Raw genomic sequence first — 23,732 nt, forward strand, 5'->3', positions numbered from 1 at the left:
CATATCTGGCGTTGACTTTTGGCACGCTGTTGAGTTCTCAAGGAACGGTCGCTTCCTTCGTACTCACCCTCTCGGGCTTTCCTCCGGGCGCTTCCCTTCGGTCTTGCGTTTCCGACTCTATCAGATCCTTTTCTCGACCTGACCCCCAGTCAGCAGGGTTTGTCCCGGGCTTTGGGGCTTTCGCCCGGCGGCCTTTCGACATTCACTACGTTAGCCGATTCCCCCGGCAACTCATAATCGAGATCCGCGTTGACCGAATTCGGACGTGCAGGCACGACGAATTCGCCCCGCGGAGGGGGTGTCGTAGGTAGTGGGTTGCCGCTTCCGGCTGCTGTCTGAGGCAGTACCCGTTCCAGCGGCTCGGGCTACATTACGGACCTTCCGGGTCCGAGTCAAGTTCGGCGGCGGCGGGGGACATGGGCCCGGTAGGGGCTCACCGTCGGGTCGTCGGCGATCCAGAACCGCCAGGGGTGGACGGCGCCTTCGCCGGACACCCCGGTGCGCGGGCCGTTGCGGACCTGGTCCGGGGGGACCGGGGTGCCGGTGAGGATGCTGAAGGGGGCGTCGGGGTCGGAGCAGGCGTCCTCGCCGTCGAGGGCGCGGTCGACGTCCAGGGCCGTGGCCAGGCGGGCCGGGCCTTTGGCGAGTTCCTTGTCGTTGCGGGCCGAGAGCCGGCGGGTGCGGGCCAGCTCGGCGCCCTCGACGATCTCACCCGCGCGGAGCAGCACGGCACTCGCGGTGCCCTCGGGGCCGCACACCAGGTTCATGCAGTGCCACATGCCGTACGTGAAGTAGACGTACACGTGTCCGGGGGGACCGAACATCACGCCGTTGCGGGGCGTGCGGCCGCGATAGGCGTGGGAGCCGGGGTCCTTCTGACCGTCGTAGGCCTCCACCTCTGTCAGGCGGAGGGCGATCGGACCGTCCGGGGTGGTGCGGACCAGGATGCGGCCGAGGAGGTCAGGGGCGACGTCCAGTACGGGCCGGTCGAAGAACGTCCTGGGCAGGGACGTACGGTCGGGGCTCGCGATCATGCCGTCCGAGGGTAGTGGAGCCGGGTGGTGTCACGGGGTGGTCAGGGGGCCTCCGCCTTGCCAGGGTGAGGGCGCGGAACCGGGCACGGTCGGATCGCGTTTGTAGAGATCAAGGGACTCTGGAGAGGGAGAGACATGGCGTTCAAGAAGCTGCTCGCGAGTCTGGGGGCCGGTGGGGCTTCGGTCGAGACGGTGCTGACCGAGGTCAACGTGGTGCCGGGTGGTGTCGTCCAGGGCGAGGTGCGGATCCAGGGCGGGTCCGTGAACCAGCAGATCGAGGGGCTGTCGGTCGGGCTCCAGGCCCGGGTCGAGGTCGAGGGTCAGGACACCGAGTACAAGCAGGACATCGAGTTCACGAAGGTGCGGCTGGGTGGGGCCTTCGAGCTTCAGGCGGGTGCGGTGCACGCGGTGCCGTTCGGTCTGGAGATCCCGTGGGAGACGCCGATCACGATGATCGACGGTCAGGCTCTGCGCGGGATGGACATCGGGGTGACGACGGAGCTGGCGATCGCGCGGGCCGTCGACTCCAGTGACCTGGACCCGGTCAACGTGCACCCGCTGCCCGCACAGAAGGCGATCCTGGACGCGTTCATCCAGCTGGGCTTCCGGTTCAAGAACGCGGACATGGAGCGCGGTCACATCCGTGGGACGCGGCAGAAGCTGCCGTTCTACCAGGAGATCGAGTTCCTGCCGCCGCAGCAGTACCGCGGCCTGAACCAGGTCGAGTTGAGCTTCGTGGCCGACGAGCAGGCCATGGACGTCGTGCTGGAGATGGACAAGAAGCCGGGGCTGTTCAGCGAGGGCAGCGACACCTTCCGGTCGTTCCAGGTCGGGCTGCACGACTACCAGTCGACGGACTGGACGGCGTATCTGAACCAGTGGCTGTCCGAGGTCGGCAGCAGGCGGAACTGGTTCTAGGCTCGGTAGTCACGGAACGAACCGATCAGGAGGTACTTCGGTGACCGAGCTGAAGAGGCGGCCGCTTCCCCATGACTTCCATCCGCCCGTGCCGTCGTTCACGGTCGTGAGTGAGGACGTCGAGGAGGGTGCGACCCTCAAGGACGCTCAGGTCCACGCGGCCGGCAACACCTCGCCGCAGCTGCGGTGGGAGGGCTTCCCGCCGGAGACCAAGAGCTTCGCGGTGACCTGTTACGACCCGGACGCCCCGACGGGCAGCGGGTTCTGGCACTGGGTGGTCTTCGACATCCCGGCGACGGTGACGGAGTTGCCCGCCGGCGCGGGCAGCGGGAAGTTCGAGGGGCTGCCGGAGGGCGCCGTACAGGCTCGTAACGACTACGGGTCCAGGGACTTCGGGGGTGCCGCGCCGCCCCCGGGGGACGGGCCGCACCGGTACGTCTTCACCGTGTACGCGGTGGATCAGGAGAAGCTGGGGCCGGACGCGGACGCGAGTCCCGCCGTGGTCGGCTTCAATCTGCGGTTCCACACGCTGGCGCGTGCCCAGCTGATCGGGGAGTACGAGGTGCCCGCCGAGGGCTGAGCGGTCCCGAGGGTTCACCGAACGTTTGCCCGTCTCTGGTCTTGGAAGTGATCAGAGGCGGGCATTTTGTTGCCGGGGGTCGCGGGGGTCACCCCCCGTGGGAGCAGCAGATATTGCGTTGTCCATCTCGGCGTGCCCGGCCAGAGTTGATCCCAGCCCGCCAGGGGGTGGGCCGGTGCGCACGGGAGGTGGGCTGGTATGCGGGACACGCTGGTGCTGAACGCGAGCTTCGAGCCGCTGTCGACGGTGACGCTGAACCGAGCCGTCGTTCTGGTGCTCCAGGACAAGGCCGTCGTCGAGCAGGCCCACCCCGAACTGCGGATGCGGGGAGCCGCGGTCGACATACCGGCGCCACGGGTGATCAGGCTGTGCAGGTACGTGAGGGTGCCGTTCCGAAGACAAGCGCCGTGGTCCAGGCGGGGTGTGCTGGTGCGGGACCGGCACAGGTGCGCGTACTGCGGGCGCCGGGCCACGACCGTGGACCACGTGGTGCCGCGGTCGCGGGGTGGGCAGGACACCTGGCTGAACACGGTGGCCTCGTGCGCGGAGGACAATCACCGGAAGGCGGACCGGACGCCTGAGCAGGCGGGGATGCCGTTGCTGCGGGAGCCGTTCGAGCCGACTCCCGCGGATGCGATGTTGCTGGCGCTGGCCTCGGAGGATCTTCAGGCGTTGCCCGAGTGGTTGGCTCGGTCGGCCGCATAGCCCCTGCCGGGGGCGGGTGTTCTTCGGGTGCGGGTGTGTTGTGGCTTGTCGCGCAGTTCCCCGCGCCCCTGACAGCAGGGGCGCGGGTCATCTGCTGGTCCTCAGTCGATGGACGGCTTCTCGCGGCGTTCCGTGGGCTGTCCGGGGACCTTCGGGGCCGAACCGCCGTTGTTGGGGGCGAAGTTGCCCATCGCGCCGGAGAGGCCCTTGAGGGCGTCGCCGATCTCGCTGGGGACGATCCAGAGCTTGTTGGCGTCGCCCTCGGCGATCTTGGGGAGCATCTGAAGGTACTGGTAGCTGAGGAGCTTCTGGTCCGGGTCGCCCGCGTGGATGGCCTCGAAGACCGTGCGGACGGCCTGGGCCTCGCCCTCCGCGCGCAGGGCGGCGGCCTTGGCCTCACCTTCGGCGCGCAGGATCTGCGACTGCTTCTCGCCCTCGGCGCGCAGGATCTCGGACTGGCGGACACCTTCGGCCTGGAGGATCGCGGCGCGCTTGTCACGGTCGGCGCGCATCTGCTTCTCCATCGAGTCCTGGATGGAGGTGGGCGGTTCGATGGCCTTCAGCTCGACGCGGTTGACGCGGATGCCCCACTTGCCGGTGGCCTCGTCGAGTACGCCGCGCAGGGCAGCGTTGATCTCCTCGCGGGAGGTGAGGGTGCGCTCCAGGTCCATGCCGCCGATGATGTTCCGGAGCGTGGTGACCGTCAGCTGTTCGATCGCCTGGATGTAGCTGGCGACCTCGTAGGTCGCGGCGCGGGCGTCGGTGACCTGGTAGTAGATGACGGTGTCGATGTTCACGACCAGGTTGTCCTGGGTGATCACCGGCTGCGGCGGGAACGGCACGACCTGTTCGCGTAGGTCGATGCGGTTGCGGATGGTGTCGATGAACGGGACGACGATGTTGAGCCCCGCGTTCAGCGTCCGCGTGTAGCGGCCGAAGCGCTCCACGATGGCGGCGCTGGCCTGTGGGATCACTTGGATCGTCTTGATCAGGGCGATGAAGACCAACACCACCAGAATGACCAGGACGATGATGACCGGTTCCATCGTCGGCTCCCCGTACCCTTCTCCGCCTCGGCGTCACGGCAGACCTATGGTTGCAGATCTTATGGTTGTTGAAGATCTTGCTGGTCGAGTCTGACAGACCGTCGCGTGCCGCGTGAGGATCTTCGGTCACATGAACAAGCCCTGTGCCGAACTCACATGACGATGGCCGTGGCTCCCTCGATCTCCACGACGTCGACTTCCTCGCCCACTTCGAAGGTACGGCCGGTGTCCAGGGCGCGTGCCGACCAGACCTCACCGGCGAGCTTGATCCTGCCGCCCGAGCCGTCGACCCGTTCCAGTACGACGGCCTGTTTGCCCTTCAACGCGTCGACGCCGGTGGCGTACTGGGGGCGTTGGGCGCGATGTCGGTTGGCGATGGGCCGTACGACGGCGATGAGCGCCGACGACACGACGACGAAGACCAGGACCTGGAAGACGGCGTCACCGCCGAAGATGCCCGCGGTCACGGACGCCGCGACAGCGCCCACCGCCAGCATGCCGAGTTCGGGCATCGCGGTGACCACGAGTCCGATGCCGAGCCCGGTCGCACCGACCAACCACCACACCCACGCGTCGATTTCCACATGGTCATGGTAGGACCGCGAGTGCCTGTGCCGACAGGGCGCACGGGAGTCGTACCGGTCCGCCGTCCGGCGGCGGGGGTCAGGACAGCGGGAGGCCCTGGGCGGTCCAGCGGTCTCCGACCTGTTCGACGACGAGCGGGAGGCCGAAGCAGAGGGAGAGGTTGCGGGAGGTCAGCTCCAGCTCCAGGGGGCCGGCGGCGAGGACCTTGCCCTGGCGGATCATGAGGACGTGGGTGAAGCCGGGGGCGATCTCCTCGACATGGTGGGTGACCATGATCATGGAGGGGGCGATCGGGTCGCGGGCGAGGCGGCCGAGGCGGCGTACGAGGTCCTCGCGTCCGCCGAGGTCGAGGCCGGCGGCGGGCTCGTCGAGGAGCAGCAGTTCGGGGTCGGTCATCAGGGCTCGGGCGATGAGGGTGCGCTTGCGCTCGCCCTCGGAGAGGGTGCCGAACTTCCGGTCGAGGTAGTCGGACATGCCGAGGCGGTCGAGGAAGGCGCGGGCGCGCTGCTCGTCGATGTCCTCGTACTCCTCCTGCCAGGCGGCGGTCATGCCGTACGCCGCCGTCAGCACCGTCTGGAGGACGGTCTGGCCCTTGGGGAGCTTGTCGGCCATGGCAATGCCGGCCATGCCGATGCGGGGGCGCAGCTCGAAGACGTCGGTGCCGGGGCGGCCGAGGGTCTCGCCGAGGATGGTGGCGGTGCCCTTGCTGGGGTAGAGGTAGCTGGACGCGACGTTGAGGAGGGTGGTCTTGCCCGCGCCGTTCGGGCCGAGGATGACCCAGCGCTCGCCCTCCTTGACCGACCAGGAGACCTGGTCCACCAGAGCCCGGCCCTCGCGGACCACGGATACGTCCTGAAGCTCCAGAACATCGCTCATGAGCGCGTTGTCTCCCCTTGCAGTGTGGCCGGTCTCGGCTGTCGCGTACGCCTGTGGCTCGGTCCGCCGCGCCGGTGGGCGCAGCCCTCAAGGAAATCTACGCCACCGGTCGGCCGGTCCATTCCATCGGTCCGGTACTTAGGCTGGGGGCCATGCTCTCTGAACCACGTTCTGGACGCCTTGCCGCATGGGGAAATGCCCTGCTTGCCGGACTTGTCTCACCGGATGACGCGGTGCTCGCCATCGTCGGTGAGGACGCGGTGCACCGGGTGGAGGGGCTGCCCGGCGAGTCGGGGCCGGTGGGGCTGACGCTTGCGCTGGGGCGGCTGCGGGCGCTCGGGGTGAGCGGGCTGCGGGTCGCGCTGCCCGCGCCGGGGCATCCGCTGGGGCTGAGCGGGCCGCCGGAGTTCAACGCGCGGGCGATGGACGCGCAGGAGGCGGTGATCTGTCACGGGGCCGGGTTCGGGCTGGTGCCGGAGGTGTCCGAGGCCGGGCCCGTGGGTGATGTGCACGCCGAGGTGGTGTGGCGGTGTCTGGCGGTGCGGGAGGCGCCGCCCGCGGACGTGCCCTCGCTGGGGGAGGCGGAGCGGGAGTTGGCGGAGGCGTTGCGGGATGCCACGGAGGTGCTGTCGCGGCTGGATGTGGCGGCGTCGGGGCCGGTGGCCGAGGCGGCGGTCGATGCGTACCGGGCGCGGGCCGAGCGGGGGCGGGAGGTGCTGGCGCCGGGGTATCCGGGGCGGGCGGTGCGGGTGCTGGAGCTGGCGCAGCGGGTGGGGGTGCTGATCGACGTGGCGTACGAGAACGGGCACGGGGGTGCGGTGAGCGCGTCCGAGATGGCGGCCCGGGGGGAGGCGTTGCGGCCGGTGGAGCGGACGGCTCGGCGGGCGCAGGTCGCGGCGTACAACTCCGTTGTGGAGGAGCGGGAGCGGGGGGTGCGGTGAGGGGGCTGCGGGGTTGACGGCGTTGCGGCTGGGGGGTGGTGGCGCTGCCCGGCGGCTGCCCGCGGCTACGGCTAGGGGTGGCCTCCCGGGTGGGGCCGGGAGGCCTGGGTGGGGGGAGGTGTGGGGGGCTTCAGCGGTTGAGGCCCAGGTTGCCGAAGGCGGGGTTCAGGACGCCTACGACGTTGACGCTGTTGCCGACCGCGTTGACCGGGACGTGCACCGGGGCCTGGACGAGGTTGCCCGAGAGGACGCCCGGGGAGCCTGCGGCCTTGCCGTGGGCCGTCGAGCCGTCGGTGGCGGAGGCCATACCGGCGCCCGCGGCCACCAGGCCACCGGCCACCATCGTCACGGCCGCTGCCTTCTTCAGGTTCTTCACTCTTCTTGAGCCCTCCTGTGCGATCGCTGCGGCAGGGCGCCGCAGCACGCCCTGGAGAACGCCGGAGGGTGACGAAGGATGCGCCGTTCGGGGGACATTCCCACGACGGTATGAATCTCACTCCGGAGTGGGACGCTCCGTATTGCCGTACAGGCTGTATGTCAGTTCGTCACGCCGTGGCGTACGGCCCACAGTGCCGCCTGGGTGCGGTCGGCCAGGTCCAGCTTCATCAGGATGTTGGAGACGTGGGTCTTGACCGTCTTCTCGGAGAGGACGAGGGCGCGGGCGATCTCGCGGTTGGAGCGGCCGTCCGCTATCAGGCCCAGCACCTCCCGCTCGCGGTCGGTCAGGGTGCCGCCCCTCCCCTGGCCGGTGCCGGTCTCCTCCTGGGACAGCAGGGCGGTGGCCACCTCCGGCTGGAGCAGGATGTGCCCGGCGTGCACGGAGCGGATGGCGCCGGCGAGGGCGTCGGGGTCCACGTCCTTGTAGACGTACCCCGCGGCGCCCGCGCGCAGGGCGGGGACGACCGTGCGCTGCTCGGTGAAGCTGGTGACGATGAGCACGCGCGCGGTGTTGTCCAGCTCGCGGAGCCTGCGCAGCGCCTCGACGCCGTCCATGCCCGGCATCTTGATGTCCATCAGGACGACGTCGGGCCGCAGTTCCTCGGTCAGGGCGACTCCCTCGGCGCCGTCGGCGGCCTCGCCGACGACCTCTATGTCGTCCTGTACCTCGAGGAAGGTGCGCAGGCCCCGGCGGACGACCTGGTGGTCGTCGACGAGCAGGACCTTGATCGGGTCAGCCACCGGGGGCCTCCATCTCGATCGTGGTGCCCTTGCCGGGCGCCGATTGCACGGTGAGTCTGCCGCCGACGCCGCCCGCCCGGTCCCGCATGGAGACGAGGCCGAGGTGGCGGCCCGCGTGCCGGACGGTCCCGGGGTCGAAGCCGATGCCGTCGTCGGTGATCCGCAGGACGGCGCCGCCGCCGCGCCGTTCCAGGGTCACGTCGACGTGCTCGGCCCCGGAGTGCCGCAGGGCGTTGTGCAGCGCTTCCTGGGCGACGCGCAGCAGGGCCTCCTCCTGGGAGGCGGGCAGCGCGCGTACGCCGCGGGCGGTGAAGGTGACGCGGGCGGTGTGGGCGCGGTCGAGGACCTGGATCTGGGTGCGCAGGGTGGCGACCAGGCCGTCCTCGTCGAGGGCGGCGGGGCGCAGCTCGACGACGGCGGCGCGCAGTTCGTCGGCCGCCTCGGCGGCGAGCGCGGCGACCTGCTGGAGTTCGCCCTTGGCGCGGGCCGGGTCGCGGTCGACGAGGGCGGTGGCGGCCTGGGCGGTGAGGCGCAGCGAGAAGAGTTTCTGGCTGACGGCGTCGTGCAGCTCGTGGGCGAGGCGGGAGCGCTCCTCGACGATGGTCAGCTCGCGGCTGCGCTCGTAGAGGCGGGCGTTGGTGAGGGCGATGGCGGCGTGCTGGGCGAGGATGCCGAGCAGTTCCTCGTCGTCCTGGGTGAAGCCGCAGGCGCCGTCCGGCCGGTCGCCCGGGGGGTGTGGGGAGTGTTCCCCCGCAGGGCACAGCTTGTTGGCGAGGTAGAGCGCGCCGATGATCTCGTCGCCGTCGCGGATCGGCAGGCCGAGGAAGTCCACCAGGTCGGGGTGTGCGGCGGGCCAGCCCTCGAAGCGCGGGTCCTTGCGGACGTCGGCGAGCCGCTCGGGCCTGGCCTCGTGCAGCATCGCGGCGAGGATGCCGTGCTGGCGCGGGAGCGGGCCGATGGCCTTCCACTGTTCGTCGCTGACGCCGTCCACGACGAACTGGGCGAAGCCGCCGTGGTCGTCGGGGACGCCGAGCGCGGCGTACTGGGCGTCGAGCAGCTCGCGGGCGGAGGCCACGATCGTCTTGAGGACGTCGTGCACCTCCAGGTGTCTGCTCATGGCCAGCAGCGCGGAGCTGATCGCCGCGAGGCCGGACCGGGGGCCTTGGCTCATGTCCTCACGGTACCGGCGCGGTGTGACAGCGCGGATCCGACCTGGGACGGCGGGTGCCTAGGGCGCGGGGAGTAGGGCGCGGGTCCCGGACCCGGGGCGTAGGCAGAAGGGTCGTGGTGGTTCGGGACCCGCGACGGAGGTGGGGCGGGTGGGGCGGTTCCTAGGTTGGGGGTCAACGTCGGCACGTCGACGGGACGGCGTCGGGAGATGAGGGGACTGTCATGCCGGTGGCGATCATCACGGGGGCCTCGAAGGGGCTGGGGCGGGCGCTCGCGGAGGCGCTGGCCGCGCGGGGCTGGGATCTGGTGCTGGACGCGAGGGGGGCCGAGGCGCTGGAGGAGACGGCGGCGGGGCTCGCGGGGTACGGGGTGCGGGTGGTGCCGCTGCCCGGGGACGTGACGGATGCCGGGCACCGGTCCTGGCTGGTGGCGGCGGCCCGGGAGCTGGGCGGGGTGGATCTGCTGGTGCACAACGCCAGTGCGCTGGGCGCGGAGCCCTTGGTGCGGCTGGCCGAGCTGCCGATCGAGGGGTTGCGGCGGGCGCTGGAGGTGAACCTGGTGGCCGCGCTGGGGCTGGTGCAGGAGGCGCTGCCGGAGCTGCGGCGGTCGGCGGTGGGGGCGGTGGTCACGGTCAGCTCGGACGCGGCGGCGGAGGCGTACGAGACCTGGGGTGGTTACGGAGCGTCGAAGGCGGCCCTCGACCAGCTGACGGCGGTGCTCGGGGTGGAGGAGCCGGGGCTGCGGGTCTGGGCGGTGGATCCCGGGGACATGGCCACCGGCCTGTACGCGGCGGCCGTACCGGACGACGACGGTCCGCGGCCCGACCCGGTGAGTGTGGTCCCGGCGTTCCTGTGGCTGCTGGAGGAGCGTCCGGCCAGTGGCCGCTACGGCGCGCCCGCGCTGCTGGAGGGGGTCCGATGACGCTCACCCTGCGGGTGCCGGAGGAGTTGTCCGCGCGGGTGCCGGTGGAGCGGCGCGGGCCAGGTCTCGACCGGGACGCCGTACGGCTGCTGGTGTCCAGGGGCACGGAGGTGTCGCACCACGCGTTCCGGGAGCTGCCGGGGCTGTTGCGGGCGGGTGACCTGCTGGTGGTGAACACCTCGCCGACGCTGGCGGCGGCGGTGGACGGGTGGGTCGGGCACGCGCGCGTGGTGGTGCACTTCTCCACCCGTGGGGATGACGGAAGGTGGGCGGTCGAGCTGCGGGATCCGGACGGCCGGGGGACGACACGCGCGCGTGCGGGCGGGCCCGCGGGGGTGGAGGTGGGGCTGCCCGGGGGTGTGCGGCTGGTGCTGGAGGAGCCGCTGAGCGCGCGGGCCGACCGGTTGTGGTGGGCACGGGTGTCGGTCGCGGACGTGCTGGCCGTGCTGCGGGCACACGGGCGGCCGATCCGGTACTCGTACACCGCGCGGGACCAGCCGCTGTCGGCGTACCAGACGGTGTTCGCGCTGCCGGGTGCCGACGGGGCGGGCAGTGCGGAGATGCCGAGTGCGGCGCGTCCCTTCACGGCGCGGCTGGTGGCGGAGCTGGTCAGCAGGGGGGTGCAGTTCGCTCCGGTGACGCTGCACACCGGGGTGGCGTCGGCGGAGGCGCACGAACCACCGTACCCGGAGCGGTTCGCGGTGCCGGCGACGTCGGCGCGGCTGGTCAACGCCGTGCGGGCGGGCGACGGGCGGGTGATCGCGGTCGGTACGACGGCGGTGCGGGCGGTGGAGTCGGCGGCGAGGGCGGACGGGGTGGTCCGGGCGGCGGCGGGGTGGACGGATCTCGTGGTCACCCCGGAGCGGGGGGTGCGGGTCGTGGACGGGCTGCTGACCGGGCTGCACGAGCCGGAGGCCTCGCATCTGCTGATGCTGCGGGCGGTGGCGGGCCGGGCGGCGGTCGAACGGGGCTACGAGGAGGCGCTGCGCGGGCGCTACCTGTGGCACGAGTTCGGGGACGTGCATCTCGTACTGCCGCCGGACACCACTCGTCCGGCGCCTCACTCAGTGCATTGCTGCCGCAACTGATGGTGAGAGCCCCGGGGGTCCGATGTGAGCCCTCACATAGGGCGCAGATCACGTACGAAGGCGCGTAGGAGGTGAGGGGTCCCTCGCGAGCGGGACATTGGTCCATTTTGTGCGTATTTGCCGTTCACTGATCCACTATCCGGCTTCGTACGTCACACCTTTGCCACGGATTTTCGCGGCCGCTAAGAATGGCTGCCGTCGCTCAGCGCCGCGGGTTGTCGCCCGCGGCGTTCGTGCGGGGCGGGCCCGTGTCCCCCGGGTCCCCCGCCGCTCAGCGAGCGACCTCCGCGCTATTCGAAGAGGTCCATCCTTGATGCCCAAGAACATTTCCGTCCGTGGCCGCAGCTTCGCACTGACGAAACGCAACAAGATCGCGATCGGTGGTGTCGCCGTCCTCGGCGCCACCGCGGTCGCCCTCTCCGCTGTCCCCAGCAACGCGGGCACCACCACGACGACCGAGGCCGCCGTCTCCGCGCCGGTGGTCTTCGGCACCGAGCACGTCAAGGACGTGAAGGCGAGCGTCACCGACCAGCTGGCCGGCGCCAGCCTGAAGGCGGAGGCGATCAAGGCCAGGCAGAAGGCCGCCGCCGAAGCCGCCGCCAAGGCCACCGCGGCGAAGAAGGCCGCCGCCGAGGCCGCCGCCAGGAAGAAGGCCGCCGCCGAGGCCGCGGCGAAGCGGAAGGCCGAGCAGGCGCGTCAGGCCAAGGAGGCCGCCAGCCGGTCCGCGCAGCGCGCCCAGGTCAAGAAGGCCGCCGCGAAGACGTACCCCAACAACCTCGACGGCTGGATCCGCGAGTCCCTGGACATCATGAAGTCCAAGGGCATCCCCGGCACCTACCACGGTCTGCACCGCAACATCCTGCGGGAGTCCTCCGGCAACCCCAACGCCATCAACGACTGGGACATCAACGCCATCAACGGCGTTCCGTCGAAGGGCCTGCTCCAGGTGATCCCGCCGACCTTCCAGGCGTACCACGTGCCCGGGACGTCGTGGAACATCTACGACCCGGTCGCCAACATCACGGCCGCCGCCAACTACGCGGCCGACCGGTACGGCACCATCGACAACGTGTTCGGCGCGTACTGAGGCCGCGCGGACCTCAGCTCGCGTACGCCGAAGGGCGGCACCCTCCTGACGGGGTGCCGCCCTTCGGCGTCGTACGGGAAGCGGCTACTTGCGCATGACCTCGGGCTCGTGGCGGCGCAGGAAGCGGGCGACGAAGATGCCGCAGATCACGGCGAGCGCCAGCAGGGCGGCCATGTTCAGGCCCCAGGCGCCGACGGTGTGCTCCCACAGCGGGTCCGTGTTCGACGGATCGTCCTGGTCGGGGAAGATCTTGTTGAAGTCGAGCGTGGCCCCGGCGGCGGCGACGGCCCAGCGCGAGGGGAACAGGTACGACAGCTGGTTGACGCCGATCGCGCCGTTCAGGATGAGCAGACAGCCGGTGAAGGGCAGCTGGGCGACGGCGAACATCACCAGCAGCGGCATGGTCTTCTCGGCCGTCTTCACCAGCGCGGAGATGACCAGGCCGAACATCATCGAGGCGAAGCCCAGCATCATGATCGGCAGCGACAGCTCGACCAGGACGGCGCCGCCGAGGACGAGGCCCTCCTCGGGGAGTTCCCGGGTGACGAATCCGATCGCGCCGATCAGGGCGCCCTGGATCATGGTGATGGCGCCGAGCACGATCACCTTGGACATCAGATAGGCGGAACGGGACAGGCCGGTGGCGCGTTCCCGTTCGTAGATGACGCGTTCCTTGATCAGTTCTCGTACGGAGTTGGCGGCTCCGGCGAAGCAGGCGCCGACCGCGAGGATCAGCAGCACGGTGGTCGCGGTGCCGTTCGGCACGATCCTGCCCTGCGCGTTCGCGCCGTTGGGCAGCAGCCCCTTGTCCGGGTCGATGAGCAGGCTCACCGCGCCGAGCACGGCGGGCAGCGCCACCGACAGCGCCATGAAGCCCTTGTCGGACGCGATCACCGAGACGTAGCGCCGGATCAGGGTCCACAGCTGGGAGCCCCAGCCCTGGGGCTTCGGCGGGCGGATCGCCTGCATCGGCGGCATCTGTACGGCCTGTGGTGCGACGGCGTCGATGTCCGCGGCGTACATCTGGTAGTGCTGCGAGCCCTTCCAGCGGCCCGCCCAGTCGTAGTCGCGGTAGTTCTCGAAGGCGGAGAAGACATCGGCCCAGCTGTCGTAGCCGAAGAAGTTCAGCGCCTCCTCGGGCGGGCCGAAGTAGGCGACCGCGCCGCCCGGCGCCATCACCAGCAGCTTGTCGCACAGCGCCAGCTCGGCCACCGAGTGGGTGACCACCAGCACCGTGCGGCCGTCGTCGGCGAGGCCACGCAGCAGCTGCATGACATCGCGGTCCATGCCCGGGTCGAGACCCGACGTCGGCTCGTCCAGGAAGATCAGCGACGGCTTGGTGAGCAGCTCAAGGGCGACGGAGACGCGCTTGCGCTGGCCGCCGGAGAGGGATGTGACCTTCTTGTCCTTGTGGATGTCGAGCTTCAACTCGCGCAGCACCTCGTCGATCCGGGCCTCGCGCTCGGCGCCGGTGGTGTCGGCGGGGAAGCGGAGCTTGGCGGCGTACTTGAGGGCCTTCTTGACGGTCAGCTCCTTGTGCAGGATGTCGTCCTGCGGGACCAGACCGATGCGCTGCCGCAGCTCGGCGAACTGCTTGTACAGGTCACGGTTGTCGTACAGCACCTCGCCCTGGTTGGCCGGGCGGTAGCCGGTCAGCGCCTTGAGCAGCGTCGACTTGCCGGATCCGGACGGGCCGATGACCGCGATCAACGACTTCTCCGGGACACCGAAGGAGACGTCCTTGAGGATCTGCTTGCCGCCGTCGACCGTGACGGTCAGATGGCGGGCGGAGAAGGACACCTCACCGGTGTCGACGAACTCCTCGAGGCGGTCGCCGACGATCCGGAACGTCGAGTGGCCGACGCCGACGATGTCGGTCGGGCCGAGCAGCTGGGAGCCGCCCTTGGCGATCGGCTGACCGTTGACGTACGTGCCGTTGTGCGAGCCCAGGTCGCGGATCTCGAAGCGTCCGTCGGGCGTCGCGTGGAACTCGGCGTGGTTGCGGGAGACCTGGAGGTCGGAGACGACCAGGTCGTTCTCCAGCGCACGGCCGATGCGCATCACGCGGCCCAGCGAGAACTGGTGGAACGTGGTCGGGCTGCGGTCGCCGTACACCGGTGGTGCCCCCGCCGCACCACCGGGGCCCTGCTGCTGCGGGATGTGCGGCGCGCCCTGCTGCGGCTGCTGCCAGCCCTGTTGGGCGTGCGGCTGCTGCGGCGTCTGCTGCGGCGGCGCCTGCTGCCCGGCCCAGCCGGGGCCCGCGCCCTGCGCGGCGTACGGCTGCTGCGGCTGGGCCACGGCGGCGGCGGTGCCGGACAGGCTCACCTGCGGACCGTCGGTGGCGTTGCCCAGGTGCAGCGCCGTTCCCGGCCCCAGCTCCAGTTGGTGGATCCGCTGGCCCTGCACGAACGTGCCGTTGGTGCTGCCGTGGTCCTCGATGACCCAACTGCGGCCGTTGAAGCTGACCGTGGCGTGTCGCCAGGAGACCCTGGCGTCGTCGAACACGACGTCTCCCTGCGGATCGCGTCCGAGCGTGTAGGACCTGGACGGGTCGAGCGTCCAGGTCCGTCCATTCGTTTCCAGTACGAGTTCCGGCACTCCATGCCCCACTGAGTTGTCCCCCGAGTTACCCCCGTCGCAGGGAGTCTAGGGATGTCGAACATCGGGGGGAACTATTTCAGTAGCGGCCCCCTGACCGAAAGTCGGGCCTCGTGAAGAGTGCGCGCGGGCACCTCGATCGGTCCGGTTGACGGGGTTGAAACCGGCGCGGAAAGTGGTAATCCCACCCGAGGGGGACAGGCGCGCGGCTGTGCCGCGCCGCGGATCGGGGGGTCTGCATGAGCGTCCAGCACCGTCACGGTTCAAGGTTGCCGTGGACCGACATCCTGCTGTCCGCGATCGCCTCGGTGAGCTGGGCGTTGATCGGGATGGCGGGCGTCGCCGCGCTCGGACTGCACCTGCTGGAGGCCGACACGGCCGGTTCGCTCGGGCCGATGACCGCGGCGGTGGTGGCACTTGGGGCGGGCGGGTCGGTGACGCCGTCCGGTGACGTGTCCGCCTTCGGCCTTGAGGGCGCCCAGGCGACGACGGCCATCGAGATCACGCCACTGGGTGTGAGCCTGACCGGCGCGCTCCTTTTGTCCTGGTTCTTCCTACGATCACTGCGGGCGGCCGGAGTTGTGGTCCCGCCCGCCGAACTCCTCGCCCGCGCGGGCGCGGTCGTCGCCCTCTTCACGGCGACGCTGGGCGGGCTGGCCTGGGCGGGCCATGACGTCATCACGATCGACGGCGGCGCGCTCGGGCTCGACGACCTGCCCGGCGGCTCCGGCTCCGGGAGGCTGGAGATCCCGGGGCTCGGTGACGTCGGGGACATCGGCGGGCTGCTGCCCGACCGGATCGGTGACCTCGTCGACGCGGAGGCGGCGGTCGGGTTCAGCGTCGACACGGCGCCGACGCTGCTGGGCGGCGCGGCCTGGGCCACCGGGGTCCTGCTGATCGCGCTGCTGGCCTCCCGCCGTACTCCCCTGCCGGCCGCTCTGGGCACGCTGCACCGGGTGGTGCGCCCCGCCGTCTCGGCGCTCGTCACGGTGCTGCTGGTGGCGGTGGCCGCGGGGCTGACGGCGGCCGGGTACGCGGCGCTCGGGGACGACCATCCGCGGCGCATCGGGGGCGCGGCGCTGCTCGGGGCGCCCAACGGGGTGTGGCTGGGGGTGCCGCTGGGCCTGTTCGTGCCCTTCGACGGGGAGGCGTCCGGTGCGCTGACCCGGTTCCTGCCGGACCCGCTGGACGATCTCCTCGTCGACAGTGACCAGCCCGCCACCCTCGGCAGGCTGGCGGAGCTGGACGGCCGGGTGTGGCTGCTGGGCGTCGCGGCGGCGCTGATGATGCTGCTGGCGGGGGTGCTTACGGCGGTACGGACGCCGGTGGGGGGTGGGGCCCGTGGGGAGGCGGGTGTGCCTGGCGGTGCGGCGGGGGCGGGTGCGCTCGGCGGTGTGGCGGGGCCGGGGATGCCGGGTGGTGTGGCGGGCCCGGGTGGGCCCGGCGGCGGCGCGGGGCTGGCGACGCCCGGCGGTACTGCGGGGCCGGGTGGGCCCGGCGGTGCGGCGGGCGCCGGGGTGCTCGGTTTCGCCGGGCGGTGTGCGTTGCGGCTGGGGATCGCCGCCGCGCTGGCGCTGCCGTTGCTGGCCTGGCTCGCGGAGGTGTCCGTGGACGCCTCGCTGGCCGTGCTGGGCATCGACGCCTTCGACGCCGCCGTCGAGCTGCGGGGACACCTCGGCATGGCGTCGCTCCTCGGCGCGGTGTGGGGCGTGGCGGCGGGCGGCCTCGGGGCGTTGCTGGCGTGCGCGAGCGGGGCGGCAGGGCGGCGGGCGGCGCCCCTGGCACTGGGTGACTCGGGCTGGGGCTGGGGTGCCTCCGCGGGCAGGGGCGGGGACGCCTCCGAGGGCCAGGGTGAGGCCGGGCCCTACACACCCGGCACGCCGTACCGGCCCCCCAACCCCGCGACCAATCCGTATCTGCGGCTGCCGGAGGAACTGCGGGGCGCGCAGGACGCGCGGCCACCACGGCGGCGGGAGGCTCCCGGCGGTGACGTGTACGGCGCTCAGACCGTGAGCGGGCCCGTGGAACCGCCCCGGAGGGCACCGCGGCGGCCCGCGACCTCGCCGGAGGAGGGGCCGCCGCCCCCGCCGGGCACACCCGGCGCATGAGGGGGCGCGGCGGTGTCTCCCGTGTGACAGGCTGGGGTCATCTGCCCGACACCCACTGTTCGGTGTCCGCTGGGCGGACCTCGACAGCGGAAGGCACTGGGTGCCGGATACGGTGGAAACACCATGAGCGCTTCGCAGACCTCTGACGTCCCCACCCTCCTTGTCAAGATCTACGGCAAGGACCGGCCGGGCATCACGGCCGGACTCTTCGACACCCTCGCCGCCTACTCCGTCGACGTGGTCGACATCGAGCAGGTCGTCACCCGTGGCCGGATGGTGCTGTGCGCGCTCGTCACCCAGCCCCCGCACGGCCTGGAGGGCGATCTGCGGTCGACCGTGCACAGCTGGGCCGAGTCGATGAGGATGCAGGCGGAGATCGTCTCCGGCCACGGCGACAACCGGCCGCGCGGGCTCGGCCGCTCCCTGGTCACGGTGCTCGGGCATCCGCTCACCGCGGAGGCCACGGCGGCGGTCGCCGCACGGATCACCAAGGTCGGCGGCAACATCGACCGTATCTTCCGGCTCGCCAAGTACCCCGTCACCGCCGTGGAGTTCGCGGTGTCCGGCGTGGCGACCGAGCCGCTGCGCACCACCCTGGTGACGGACGCGGCGGCGCTCGGCGTGGACGTGGCCGTGGTGGCGGCGGGACTGCACCGGAGGGCGCAGCGCCTGGTCGTGATGGACGTGGACTCGACGCTCATCCAGGACGAGGTGATCGAGCTGTTCGCCGCGCACGCGGGGTGCGAGGCGGAGGTGGCCGGGGTGACGGCCGCCGCGATGCGCGGTGAGCTGGACTTCGAGCAGTCGCTGCACGCGCGCGTGGCACTGTTGAAGGGGCTGGACGCCTCGGTGGTGGAGAAGGTGCGCAGCGAGGTGCGGCTGACGCCCGGGGCGCGCACGCTGATCCGCACGCTGAAACGACTCGGCTACCAGGTCGGGGTGGTCTCCGGGGGCTTCACCCAGGTCACCGACGACCTGAAGGAACGGCTGGGCCTCGACTTCGCCCAGGCCAACAAGCTGGAGATCGTCGACGGGAAGCTGACCGGCAGGGTCACCGGGGAGATCGTGGACCGGGCGGGCAAGGCGCGGCTGCTGCGCCGGTTCGCCGCCGAGGCGGGCGTACCGCTGTCCCAGACGGTGGCGATCGGGGACGGCGCCAATGATCTGGACATGCTGAACGCGGCCGGGCTCGGGGTCGCCTTCAACGCCAAGCCGGTGGTGCGGCAGGCGGCGCACACCGCGGTGAACGTGCCGTTCCTGGACACCGTGCTCTATCTGCTCGGGGTGACCCGGGAAGAGGTCGAGGCGGCGGACGCGCACGAGGAGTTCTGAGCGGCGGGGCGCCCGCCCCGCGATGGATCGGTCAGGGCCCGGCGCCGTACGGTGCCGGGCCCTGTCGCGCGGGTGGTGGGGTCACTCCGAGGGCGCCCAGTAGTCGAGCAGGGTGGCGGTGCCCGGTTCCAGGGTCTTCCAGGAGCCGGTGAAGGTCAGCACGGCGAAGGCGGCGGCCGGGAAGCCGCGGCGGCGCATCCGGTCACGGGCGTCGCCCTCGGCGGCACCGGCGAGGATGTCCGCGAGGCCGTGCACTCCCGGGTTGTGGCCGACGAGGACAGCGTTCTGGACGTCGTCGGGGGTTTCGTTGAGCACGGCGATCAGCTCACCGGGTGAGGCCTCGTAGATCCGCTCCTCGTAGAGCGTCTTCGGCCGGTGTGCCAGCTCGTGCACCGCGAGCTTCCAGGTCTCACGGGTCCGGACGGCCGTCGAGACCAGGGCCAGGTCGAAGGTGGTACCGGAGTCGGCCAGCTTCCGTCCGGCGACTGCCGCGTCCATGCGGCCCCGCTCGGCTAGCGGGCGGTCATGGTCATCCACCTGGGGCCAGTCGGCTTTCGCATGCCGGAAGAGGACGATCTTGCGGGGTTCGGCGACGCTCATGCATTCCAGCTTCGCATGAAACACGCCACCGGGCGCAGGGAGTTGACATGCGCGTTCAGCCGTGGGAGATCAGCTGCCGCGCCCGCTCGATCAGCTGGGTGACGGCGGGGTCGCCGCTGGCCGCCTGGGCGTCGGACGGGTTGAGTATGAGCGCGAGCAGCGTGATGAAGGCGAGCGTCGGCAGGGCGAGCGCCCACCAGGGCAGCCGGGTGTCGACGCCGCCCCGGGAGGCCGGGTGGGGCCGGGTGTGCGTTGGGGCCGACATGGGTGCCTCCGCTGGCTTCGAGTGCTTCCGTCCGCGTCTAGCGGCCTGTCTCGAAGGTACGGAACCGGTGGTCGCCAACCCATCCGGAGATCCACCCACTTGACCCTGAGCCTTACCCCCTAGGGGACTGGGGGGTTAGCCCCACCATCGGGGGTCATGGCGTCGCGGCGGGGTCATGGCGCCGCGGCGGGGGTCATGGCGCCGCGATCGACGCGATGACACCGATGATCACGAAGATGACGAGGAACGAGCCGAAGACGAGCAGCATCTTCTTCTGGCCGTTCTGCGGGTTCGGGTCGAGCGCTGGCATACGGCAAGTCTCGCACCCCGTGCCGCGAGGCGGGCCCCGGGGGTCTGCCCGCCGGGGTCAGGAGGCCGCCGCCTCGTCCTCCACGGTGCGGTCGCGGCCCGCCAGGACGCCCACCGCGATCTGCGGGATCATCAGGCCCGCCATCAGGGCGAGCGGCAGGCCCCAGCCGCCGCTGTGCTGGTAGAGGACGCCCACCAGGAGCGGGCCCGGGATCGAGATCAGGTAGCCGGTGCTCTGGGCGAAGGCCGACAGCTGGACGACGCCCGCGCCGGTCCTGGCCCGCATCCCGACCATGGTCAGCGCCAGTGGGAAGGCGCAGTTGGAGACGCCGAGCAGCACGGCCCAGGCCCAGGCGCCGTCGGCCGGGGCGAAGTGCAGACCGGCGTACCCGGCGAGGCCGCAGACGCCGAGGGCGACCACGATCGGGCCCTGGTGTGGCAGGCGTGCGGCGACCCGCGGGATGACGAACGAGAGCGGCACGCCCATCACCATGGTGACGGCCAGCAGCAGCCCGGCGGTGCCCGCGGGGACGCCCGCGTCGCGGAAGATCTGCGCCATCCAGCCCATCGTGATGTAGGCGGCGGTGGCCTGGAGCCCGAAGAAGACGGCGAGCGCCCAGGCGGTACGGCTCCGGGTGATCCGCAGGACGGGCGGCCCCGCCACACGCGGGTGCGACTCCCCCGAACCCGCCACACGCGGGTGCGACTCCCCCGAACCCGCCACACGTGCGTGCGACTCCCCCGGCCGCTCCACGCGCGCGTGCGGCTCGCCCGGCCGCTCCGCCCCGCCGGCCCCCGGCGTCGCCCGGTCCCGGACGAAGACGGCCCAGGGCAGGACGGCGGCTGCCGCGAGGGCGGCCCAGACCGCGAGGCCGGACCGCCAGTCGCCGCCCAAGGCCCGGGTCACGGGCACGGTCGCCGCGGCGGCGAGGGAGGTGCCGAGGGCGAGGGCCATGGAGTACAGGCCGGTCATGGAGCCGACCCGGTCGGGGAAGTGGCGCTTGACGATGACCGGCATCAGCACGTTGCTGACGGCGATGCCCATCAGGGCGAGGGCGCTGGCGGCGAGGAATCCGGCCGTGCCGCCCGCGTACGGCCGTATGAGCAGGCCCGCGGCGATGGCGGCCATGCCCGCGCAGACCACCGCGCCGGGCCCGAGGCGGCGGGCCAGGCGCGGCGCCGTGACGCCGAAGAGGGCGAAGCAGAGCGGGGGCACGGAGGTGAGCAGTCCGGCCACGCTGCCGCTCATGCCGAGCCCGTCACGGACCTCCTCCAGGAGGGCGCCGAGGCTGGTGATGGCGGGGCGCAGGTTCAGGGCGGCGAGGACGATGCCGACCACGAGGAACCGGGTCAGCCACGCGCGCGTGGGCGATTCCCCGCGGTCCTCGCGTGCTTCCGTACGGGGTGCCGTGGTGTCCGTACGTGGTTCCGACTGGGTGTCCTCGCGTGCCATGAGGGCCATCATAGAATCATGGGATGATTGGTTGTCCATGGTGGGTGCGGGTTCTCCCGCCCGTCCCGTGCGAAGGTGTGCCATGCCCTTGAGCCACCCACGCCGTTCGGCCCTGTCCGAACAGGTCATCGCGGAGCTGCGCAATCAGATCACCTCGGGCGAGTGGCCGGTCGGCTCGCGCATCCCGACCGAGCCCGAGCTGGTCGAACAGCTCGGCGTCGCCCGCAACACCGTCCGCGAGGCGGTGCGGGCGCTGGCGCACAACGGCCTGCTGGACATCCGCCAGGGCTCCGGCACCTATGTCGTGGCCACCAGCGAGCTGGCGGGCGTGATGCACCGCCGGTTCGCCGACGCCGATCCCCGGCACATCGCCGAGCTGCGGGCCACCCTGGAGTCGGGCGCGGCGCAGCTGGCCGCCGAGCGCCGCACGGAGAAGGACCTCAAGCAGCTGGACGCGCTGCTCCAGCGCCGTGAGGAGGCATGGCGGTCCGGTGACGCGGAGGCCTTCGTGACGGCGGACGCGACCTTCCACATGGCGGTCGTGGCGGCGTCCCACAACGACGCGATGACCGCGATGTACGCGGACCTCGGCGAGGTGCTGCGGGACTGGCTGCGCGAGGACGTCGGCGCGGAGCTGACGCCGGAGACGTACATGGACCACATGGGGCTGGTGGACGCGATCCGCGCGGGCGACGCGGTGACGGCCGCGGCTCAGGCGGCGAGCTATCCGTTCCAGTGCCGTCCGGGCCGGTTCAGCTCGCCCGCCGCTGATGGCTGACCCACGCGGACCCGACCTCCTTCCAGCACCGCCCGGTGATCCGTACGGTCGTGGCGGGCCCGGCGTCGACCGGGGCGCTGTCGGTGTCGAGGTCCCACCACCGCCGGCACTCGATGTGCAGGCGCAGCCGGTCGGTGTCGACGTAGGGGTTGTGGCAGTGGGCGATCACATGGGAGCCGTGCACCTTGGTGCGGCACTCGGCGCCGAACGGCGGGGGGCTCGGGGCCTTGCCTGGCGTCACGCGCGCGTGGGGGACGGCGTCGTACGGCAGGGCCAGTACGAGAGCGACGGCGACGGTCACCGCGGCCAGGCTGGGGGGCAGGCGCACAAGGGGGGACCTCCTCGGCCGTGCTGGGGAGGGACGCGTGGGGAACGCGTAATCCAGCGTGCGCAGTGGCGGCCGGTTCCGCCCGGCCGACTGCGCCGAACGGGGGACGCGGGAACGGAACGCGGGAAGCGGGAGCCGAGACGTGGAAAGCCCGACGCCCCGCCCCCGCGGTCGGCGGGAGACGGGGCGTCGCAGGCGTCGTACGGTCGTTCGAGGCGACCGGGATTCAGGCGCCGATGGCGTGCAGACCGCCGTCGACGTGGACGATCTCGCCCGTGGTCTTCGGGAACCAGTCGCTCAGCAGCGCCACCACGCCGCGGCCCGCGGGCTCGGGGTCCTTCAGGTCCCACTCCAGCGGGGAGCGGGTGTCCCACACCGAGGCCAGCTCGCTGAAGCCCGGGATGGACTTGGCCGCCATCGAGCCCAGCGGGCCCGCCGAGATGAGGTTGCAGCGGATGTTCTGCTTGCCCAGGTCACGGGCCATGTAGCGGTTGGTGGCCTCCAGGGCGGCCTTGGCCGGGCCCATCCAGTCGTACTGCGGCCAGGCGAACTGGGCGTCGAAGGTGAGGCCGACGACGGAGCCGCCGTTCTGCATCAGCGGCAGGCAGGCCATGGTCAGCGACTTCAGGGAGAACGCCGAGACGTGCATGGCCGTGGCGACCGACTCGAAGGGCGTGTTCAGGAAGTTGCCGCCGAGGGCGTCCTGCGGGGCGAAGCCGATGGAGTGCACGACGCCGTCGAGGCCGCCCAGCTCCTCGCCCACGATGTCGGCGAGCCGCCCGAGGTGCTCGTCGCTGGTGACGTCCAGCTCGATGACCTTGGCGGGCTTGGGCAGCTTCCGGGCCACGCGCTCGGTCAGCGTGGGCCGCGGGAACGCCGTCAGGATGATCTCGGCGCCCTGCTCCTGGGCCAGCCGGGCGGTGTGGAAGGCGATGGAGGCCTCCGTCAGCACACCGGTGATCAGGATGCGCTTGCCCTCAAGAATTCCGCTCATGTGATCAGTGACCCATTCCCAGTCCGCCGTCAACGGGGATGACGGCTCCAGTGATGTACGAGGCGTCGTCCGAGGCCAGGAACCGCACCGTCGCGGCGACCTCCTCGGGCTGCGCGTAGCGGCCGAGCGGTACCGCCGACAGGATGCCGGCGCGCTGCTCGTCGGTGAGCACCTTGGTCATGTCGGTGTCGACGAAGCCGGGCGCGACGACGTTGAAGGTGATGTTGCGCGACCCCAGCTCACGGGCGAGGGAGCGCGCGAAGCCGACCAGACCGGCCTTGGAGGCGGCGTAGTTGGCCTGGCCGGGACCGCCGTACAGCCCGACGACGGAGGAGATCAGCACGACGCGGCCCTTCTTGGCGCGCAGCATGCCGCGGTTGGCGCGCTTGACGACGCGGAAGGTGCCGGTGAGGTTGGTGTCGAGGACCGAGGTGAAGTCCTCCTCGGACATCCGCATCAGGAGCTGGTCCTTGGTGATGCCGGCGTTGGCGATCAGGACCTCGACGTTGCCGTGCGCCTCCTCGATCTCCTTGTACGCCTGCTCCACCTGCTCGGGGTCGGTGATGTCGCACTTGACGGCCAGGAAACCGGCGGGCGGCTCGCCGGAGCGGTATGTGATCGCGACCTTGTCGCCGGCGTCGGCGAAAGCGCGGGCGATGGCGAGGCCGATGCCCCGGTTGCCTCCAGTGACGAGAACCGAGCGGCTCAACGGATCACCCTTTCGATAGCGGTCTGAACACCCGCCCGAACACCTCTACGACATCGATGACGTGCGGCGACGACAGGCGGCTTCTCTGGAAACCTATCGGTCGCGGACCTCTCGGGGACATTCGGGCA

At 71.4% G+C, this 23,732-nt stretch carries 25 protein-coding genes; 10 read left to right on the top strand and 15 right to left on the bottom strand.

Features of this window, described 5'->3' with window-relative positions:
• Positions 1–392: 392 nt before the first annotated feature.
• Positions 393–1,034 carry a DNA-3-methyladenine glycosylase gene (locus KBY47_RS33325; protein ID WP_210927887.1) on the bottom strand — a complete coding sequence of 214 codons (642 nt, stop codon included), beginning with the start codon at positions 1,032–1,034 and terminating at the stop codon, positions 393–395.
• A 135-nt stretch (positions 1,035–1,169) separates the two neighbouring features.
• Between KBY47_RS33325 and KBY47_RS33330 the strand changes: the two genes are divergently transcribed.
• The 3 genes from KBY47_RS33330 to KBY47_RS33340 all read left to right on the top strand — a co-directional run bounded on the left by KBY47_RS33330 (position 1,170) and on the right by KBY47_RS33340 (position 3,237).
• On the top strand, positions 1,170–1,952 hold the full coding sequence (locus KBY47_RS33330) for a sporulation protein (protein WP_210927889.1): 783 nt from the start codon (positions 1,170–1,172) through the stop codon (positions 1,950–1,952).
• A 40-nt stretch (positions 1,953–1,992) separates the two neighbouring features.
• A complete protein-coding gene (locus KBY47_RS33335) occupies positions 1,993–2,532 on the top strand; it encodes a YbhB/YbcL family Raf kinase inhibitor-like protein (RefSeq protein WP_210927891.1) in 540 nt (179 codons plus the stop codon).
• Positions 2,533–2,730: 198 nt separating this feature from the next.
• Positions 2,731–3,237 (top strand): HNH endonuclease, encoded by a 507-nt coding sequence (locus tag KBY47_RS33340; RefSeq protein ID WP_210927893.1) that lies wholly within the window; start codon positions 2,731–2,733, stop codon positions 3,235–3,237.
• A gap of 101 nt (positions 3,238–3,338) precedes the next feature.
• On the opposite strand, the gene KBY47_RS33345 is transcribed toward KBY47_RS33340, so the two are convergent.
• The 3 genes from KBY47_RS33345 to KBY47_RS33355 all read right to left on the bottom strand — a co-directional run bounded on the left by KBY47_RS33345 (position 3,339) and on the right by KBY47_RS33355 (position 5,744).
• Entirely contained in the window at positions 3,339–4,283 is a 945-nt protein-coding gene (locus KBY47_RS33345) for an SPFH domain-containing protein (RefSeq protein WP_210927895.1), read from the bottom strand.
• A gap of 152 nt (positions 4,284–4,435) precedes the next feature.
• Positions 4,436–4,867, bottom strand: a complete 432-nt coding sequence (locus KBY47_RS33350; RefSeq protein ID WP_210927897.1) for an NfeD family protein — start codon at positions 4,865–4,867, stop codon at positions 4,436–4,438.
• Between the two features lie 79 nt (positions 4,868–4,946).
• Entirely contained in the window at positions 4,947–5,744 is a 798-nt protein-coding gene (locus tag KBY47_RS33355) for an ABC transporter ATP-binding protein (RefSeq protein ID WP_210927899.1), read from the bottom strand.
• A gap of 152 nt (positions 5,745–5,896) precedes the next feature.
• Here KBY47_RS33355 and KBY47_RS33360 point away from each other — a divergent pair, with 152 nt between their 5' ends.
• Positions 5,897–6,685 (top strand): hypothetical protein, encoded by a 789-nt coding sequence (locus KBY47_RS33360; protein ID WP_210927901.1) that lies wholly within the window; start codon positions 5,897–5,899, stop codon positions 6,683–6,685.
• Positions 6,686–6,815: 130 nt separating this feature from the next.
• Here the strand turns inward: KBY47_RS33360 and chpE are convergent, their stop codons facing one another.
• The 3 genes from chpE to KBY47_RS33375 all read right to left on the bottom strand — a co-directional run bounded on the left by chpE (position 6,816) and on the right by KBY47_RS33375 (position 9,035).
• Positions 6,816–7,061: a chaplin ChpE gene (chpE, locus tag KBY47_RS33365; RefSeq protein WP_210927903.1), complete on the bottom strand. Its 246-nt coding sequence runs from the start codon at positions 7,059–7,061 to the stop codon at positions 6,816–6,818.
• A 161-nt stretch (positions 7,062–7,222) separates the two neighbouring features.
• Positions 7,223–7,864 (bottom strand): response regulator transcription factor, encoded by a 642-nt coding sequence (locus tag KBY47_RS33370; RefSeq protein WP_210927904.1) that lies wholly within the window; start codon positions 7,862–7,864, stop codon positions 7,223–7,225.
• A complete protein-coding gene (locus KBY47_RS33375; protein WP_210927907.1) occupies positions 7,857–9,035 on the bottom strand; it encodes a GAF domain-containing sensor histidine kinase in 1,179 nt (392 codons plus the stop codon). Before KBY47_RS33375 ends, KBY47_RS33370 begins: the two co-directional genes overlap by 8 nt.
• A 221-nt stretch (positions 9,036–9,256) precedes the next feature.
• Here KBY47_RS33375 and KBY47_RS33380 point away from each other — a divergent pair, with 221 nt between their 5' ends.
• The 3 genes from KBY47_RS33380 (at position 9,257) to KBY47_RS33390 (ending at position 12,130) form a co-directional block, all read left to right on the top strand.
• Positions 9,257–9,955: an SDR family oxidoreductase gene (locus KBY47_RS33380; protein WP_210927909.1), complete on the top strand. Its 699-nt coding sequence runs from the start codon at positions 9,257–9,259 to the stop codon at positions 9,953–9,955.
• Positions 9,952–11,043 carry an S-adenosylmethionine:tRNA ribosyltransferase-isomerase gene (locus KBY47_RS33385; RefSeq protein ID WP_210927911.1) on the top strand — a complete coding sequence of 364 codons (1,092 nt, stop codon included), beginning with the start codon at positions 9,952–9,954 and terminating at the stop codon, positions 11,041–11,043. Before KBY47_RS33380 ends, KBY47_RS33385 begins: the two co-directional genes overlap by 4 nt.
• Positions 11,044–11,356: 313 nt before the next feature.
• Positions 11,357–12,130 carry a transglycosylase SLT domain-containing protein gene (locus KBY47_RS33390; RefSeq protein ID WP_210927913.1) on the top strand — a complete coding sequence of 258 codons (774 nt, stop codon included), beginning with the start codon at positions 11,357–11,359 and terminating at the stop codon, positions 12,128–12,130.
• An 84-nt stretch (positions 12,131–12,214) separates the two neighbouring features.
• Here the strand turns inward: KBY47_RS33390 and KBY47_RS33395 are convergent, their stop codons facing one another.
• Positions 12,215–14,728 (bottom strand): FHA domain-containing protein, encoded by a 2,514-nt coding sequence (locus tag KBY47_RS33395; protein WP_210927914.1) that lies wholly within the window; start codon positions 14,726–14,728, stop codon positions 12,215–12,217.
• Between the two features lie 239 nt (positions 14,729–14,967).
• On the opposite strand from KBY47_RS33395, the gene KBY47_RS33400 reads away from it, so the two are divergent.
• Together KBY47_RS33400 and serB are read left to right on the top strand one after the other, a co-directional pair.
• Complete coding sequence (locus KBY47_RS33400) at positions 14,968–16,836, top strand: streptophobe family protein (RefSeq protein ID WP_210927915.1); 1,869 nt, start codon at positions 14,968–14,970, stop codon at positions 16,834–16,836.
• A gap of 123 nt (positions 16,837–16,959) precedes the next feature.
• Positions 16,960–18,168 (top strand): phosphoserine phosphatase SerB, encoded by a 1,209-nt coding sequence (gene serB / locus KBY47_RS33405; protein ID WP_210927916.1) that lies wholly within the window; start codon positions 16,960–16,962, stop codon positions 18,166–18,168.
• 81 nt (positions 18,169–18,249) lie between these two features.
• On the opposite strand, the gene KBY47_RS33410 is transcribed toward serB, so the two are convergent.
• From KBY47_RS33410 to KBY47_RS33420, 4 genes are all read right to left on the bottom strand, one after another.
• Positions 18,250–18,768: a histidine phosphatase family protein gene (locus tag KBY47_RS33410; RefSeq protein WP_210927917.1), complete on the bottom strand. Its 519-nt coding sequence runs from the start codon at positions 18,766–18,768 to the stop codon at positions 18,250–18,252.
• A 55-nt stretch (positions 18,769–18,823) separates the two neighbouring features.
• Positions 18,824–19,033: a hypothetical protein gene (locus KBY47_RS33415; RefSeq protein WP_210927918.1), complete on the bottom strand. Its 210-nt coding sequence runs from the start codon at positions 19,031–19,033 to the stop codon at positions 18,824–18,826.
• A 193-nt stretch (positions 19,034–19,226) separates the two neighbouring features.
• Positions 19,227–19,343 carry an SGM_5486 family transporter-associated protein gene (locus KBY47_RS37115; protein ID WP_282108473.1) on the bottom strand — a complete coding sequence of 39 codons (117 nt, stop codon included), beginning with the start codon at positions 19,341–19,343 and terminating at the stop codon, positions 19,227–19,229.
• A 57-nt stretch (positions 19,344–19,400) separates the two neighbouring features.
• Positions 19,401–20,807, bottom strand: coding sequence for a CynX/NimT family MFS transporter (locus KBY47_RS33420; protein ID WP_210927919.1), 1,407 nt, complete (start codon positions 20,805–20,807; stop codon positions 19,401–19,403).
• Between the two features lie 70 nt (positions 20,808–20,877).
• Here KBY47_RS33420 and KBY47_RS33425 point away from each other — a divergent pair, with 70 nt between their 5' ends.
• Positions 20,878–21,573: a FadR/GntR family transcriptional regulator gene (locus KBY47_RS33425; RefSeq protein ID WP_210927921.1), complete on the top strand. Its 696-nt coding sequence runs from the start codon at positions 20,878–20,880 to the stop codon at positions 21,571–21,573.
• Here KBY47_RS33425 and KBY47_RS33430 read toward each other — a convergent pair.
• The 3 genes from KBY47_RS33430 to fabG all read right to left on the bottom strand — a co-directional run bounded on the left by KBY47_RS33430 (position 21,548) and on the right by fabG (position 23,604).
• Positions 21,548–21,901: a hypothetical protein gene (locus KBY47_RS33430; protein ID WP_210927923.1), complete on the bottom strand. Its 354-nt coding sequence runs from the start codon at positions 21,899–21,901 to the stop codon at positions 21,548–21,550. The two genes, KBY47_RS33425 and KBY47_RS33430, sit on opposite strands and share 26 nt — an antisense overlap.
• A 226-nt stretch (positions 21,902–22,127) precedes the next feature.
• The gene (gene fabI, locus KBY47_RS33435) at positions 22,128–22,895 is read right to left on the bottom strand and encodes an enoyl-ACP reductase FabI (RefSeq protein ID WP_210927925.1); all 768 of its coding nucleotides are present in this window, start codon (positions 22,893–22,895) and stop codon (positions 22,128–22,130) included.
• A 4-nt stretch (positions 22,896–22,899) separates the two neighbouring features.
• Positions 22,900–23,604, bottom strand: a complete 705-nt coding sequence (fabG, locus tag KBY47_RS33440) for a 3-oxoacyl-[acyl-carrier-protein] reductase (RefSeq protein WP_210927926.1) — start codon at positions 23,602–23,604, stop codon at positions 22,900–22,902.
• Between the last annotated feature and the right edge of the window lie 128 nt (positions 23,605–23,732).

This window comes from Streptomyces sp. B93 (assembly GCF_018070565.1).
Lineage (GTDB): Bacteria > Actinomycetota > Actinomycetes > Streptomycetales > Streptomycetaceae > Streptomyces.

Excerpts from the sequence above, each read along its gene's own strand:
- KBY47_RS33325 (WP_210927887.1), bottom strand. The coding sequence starts at position 1,034 with ATGATCGCGAGCCCCGACCGTACGTCCCTGCCCAGGACGTTCTTCGAC.
- KBY47_RS33330 (WP_210927889.1), top strand. The coding sequence starts at position 1,170 with ATGGCGTTCAAGAAGCTGCTCGCGAGTCTGGGGGCCGGTGGGGCTTCG.
- KBY47_RS33340 (WP_210927893.1), top strand. The coding sequence starts at position 2,731 with ATGCGGGACACGCTGGTGCTGAACGCGAGCTTCGAGCCGCTGTCGACG.
- KBY47_RS33345 (WP_210927895.1), bottom strand. The coding sequence starts at position 4,283 with ATGGAACCGGTCATCATCGTCCTGGTCATTCTGGTGGTGTTGGTCTTC.
- KBY47_RS33355 (WP_210927899.1), bottom strand. The coding sequence starts at position 5,744 with ATGAGCGATGTTCTGGAGCTTCAGGACGTATCCGTGGTCCGCGAGGGC.
- KBY47_RS33360 (WP_210927901.1), top strand. The coding sequence starts at position 5,897 with ATGCTCTCTGAACCACGTTCTGGACGCCTTGCCGCATGGGGAAATGCC.
- KBY47_RS33375 (WP_210927907.1), bottom strand. The coding sequence starts at position 9,035 with ATGAGCCAAGGCCCCCGGTCCGGCCTCGCGGCGATCAGCTCCGCGCTG.
- KBY47_RS33380 (WP_210927909.1), top strand. The coding sequence starts at position 9,257 with ATGCCGGTGGCGATCATCACGGGGGCCTCGAAGGGGCTGGGGCGGGCG.
- KBY47_RS33385 (WP_210927911.1), top strand. The coding sequence starts at position 9,952 with ATGACGCTCACCCTGCGGGTGCCGGAGGAGTTGTCCGCGCGGGTGCCG.
- KBY47_RS33390 (WP_210927913.1), top strand. The coding sequence starts at position 11,357 with ATGCCCAAGAACATTTCCGTCCGTGGCCGCAGCTTCGCACTGACGAAA.
- KBY47_RS33400 (WP_210927915.1), top strand. The coding sequence starts at position 14,968 with ATGAGCGTCCAGCACCGTCACGGTTCAAGGTTGCCGTGGACCGACATC.
- serB (WP_210927916.1), top strand. The coding sequence starts at position 16,960 with ATGAGCGCTTCGCAGACCTCTGACGTCCCCACCCTCCTTGTCAAGATC.
- KBY47_RS33410 (WP_210927917.1), bottom strand. The coding sequence starts at position 18,768 with ATGAGCGTCGCCGAACCCCGCAAGATCGTCCTCTTCCGGCATGCGAAA.
- KBY47_RS33415 (WP_210927918.1), bottom strand. The coding sequence starts at position 19,033 with ATGTCGGCCCCAACGCACACCCGGCCCCACCCGGCCTCCCGGGGCGGC.
- KBY47_RS37115 (WP_282108473.1), bottom strand. The coding sequence starts at position 19,343 with ATGCCAGCGCTCGACCCGAACCCGCAGAACGGCCAGAAGAAGATGCTG.
- KBY47_RS33420 (WP_210927919.1), bottom strand. The coding sequence starts at position 20,807 with ATGATGGCCCTCATGGCACGCGAGGACACCCAGTCGGAACCACGTACG.
- KBY47_RS33425 (WP_210927921.1), top strand. The coding sequence starts at position 20,878 with ATGCCCTTGAGCCACCCACGCCGTTCGGCCCTGTCCGAACAGGTCATC.
- fabI (WP_210927925.1), bottom strand. The coding sequence starts at position 22,895 with ATGAGCGGAATTCTTGAGGGCAAGCGCATCCTGATCACCGGTGTGCTG.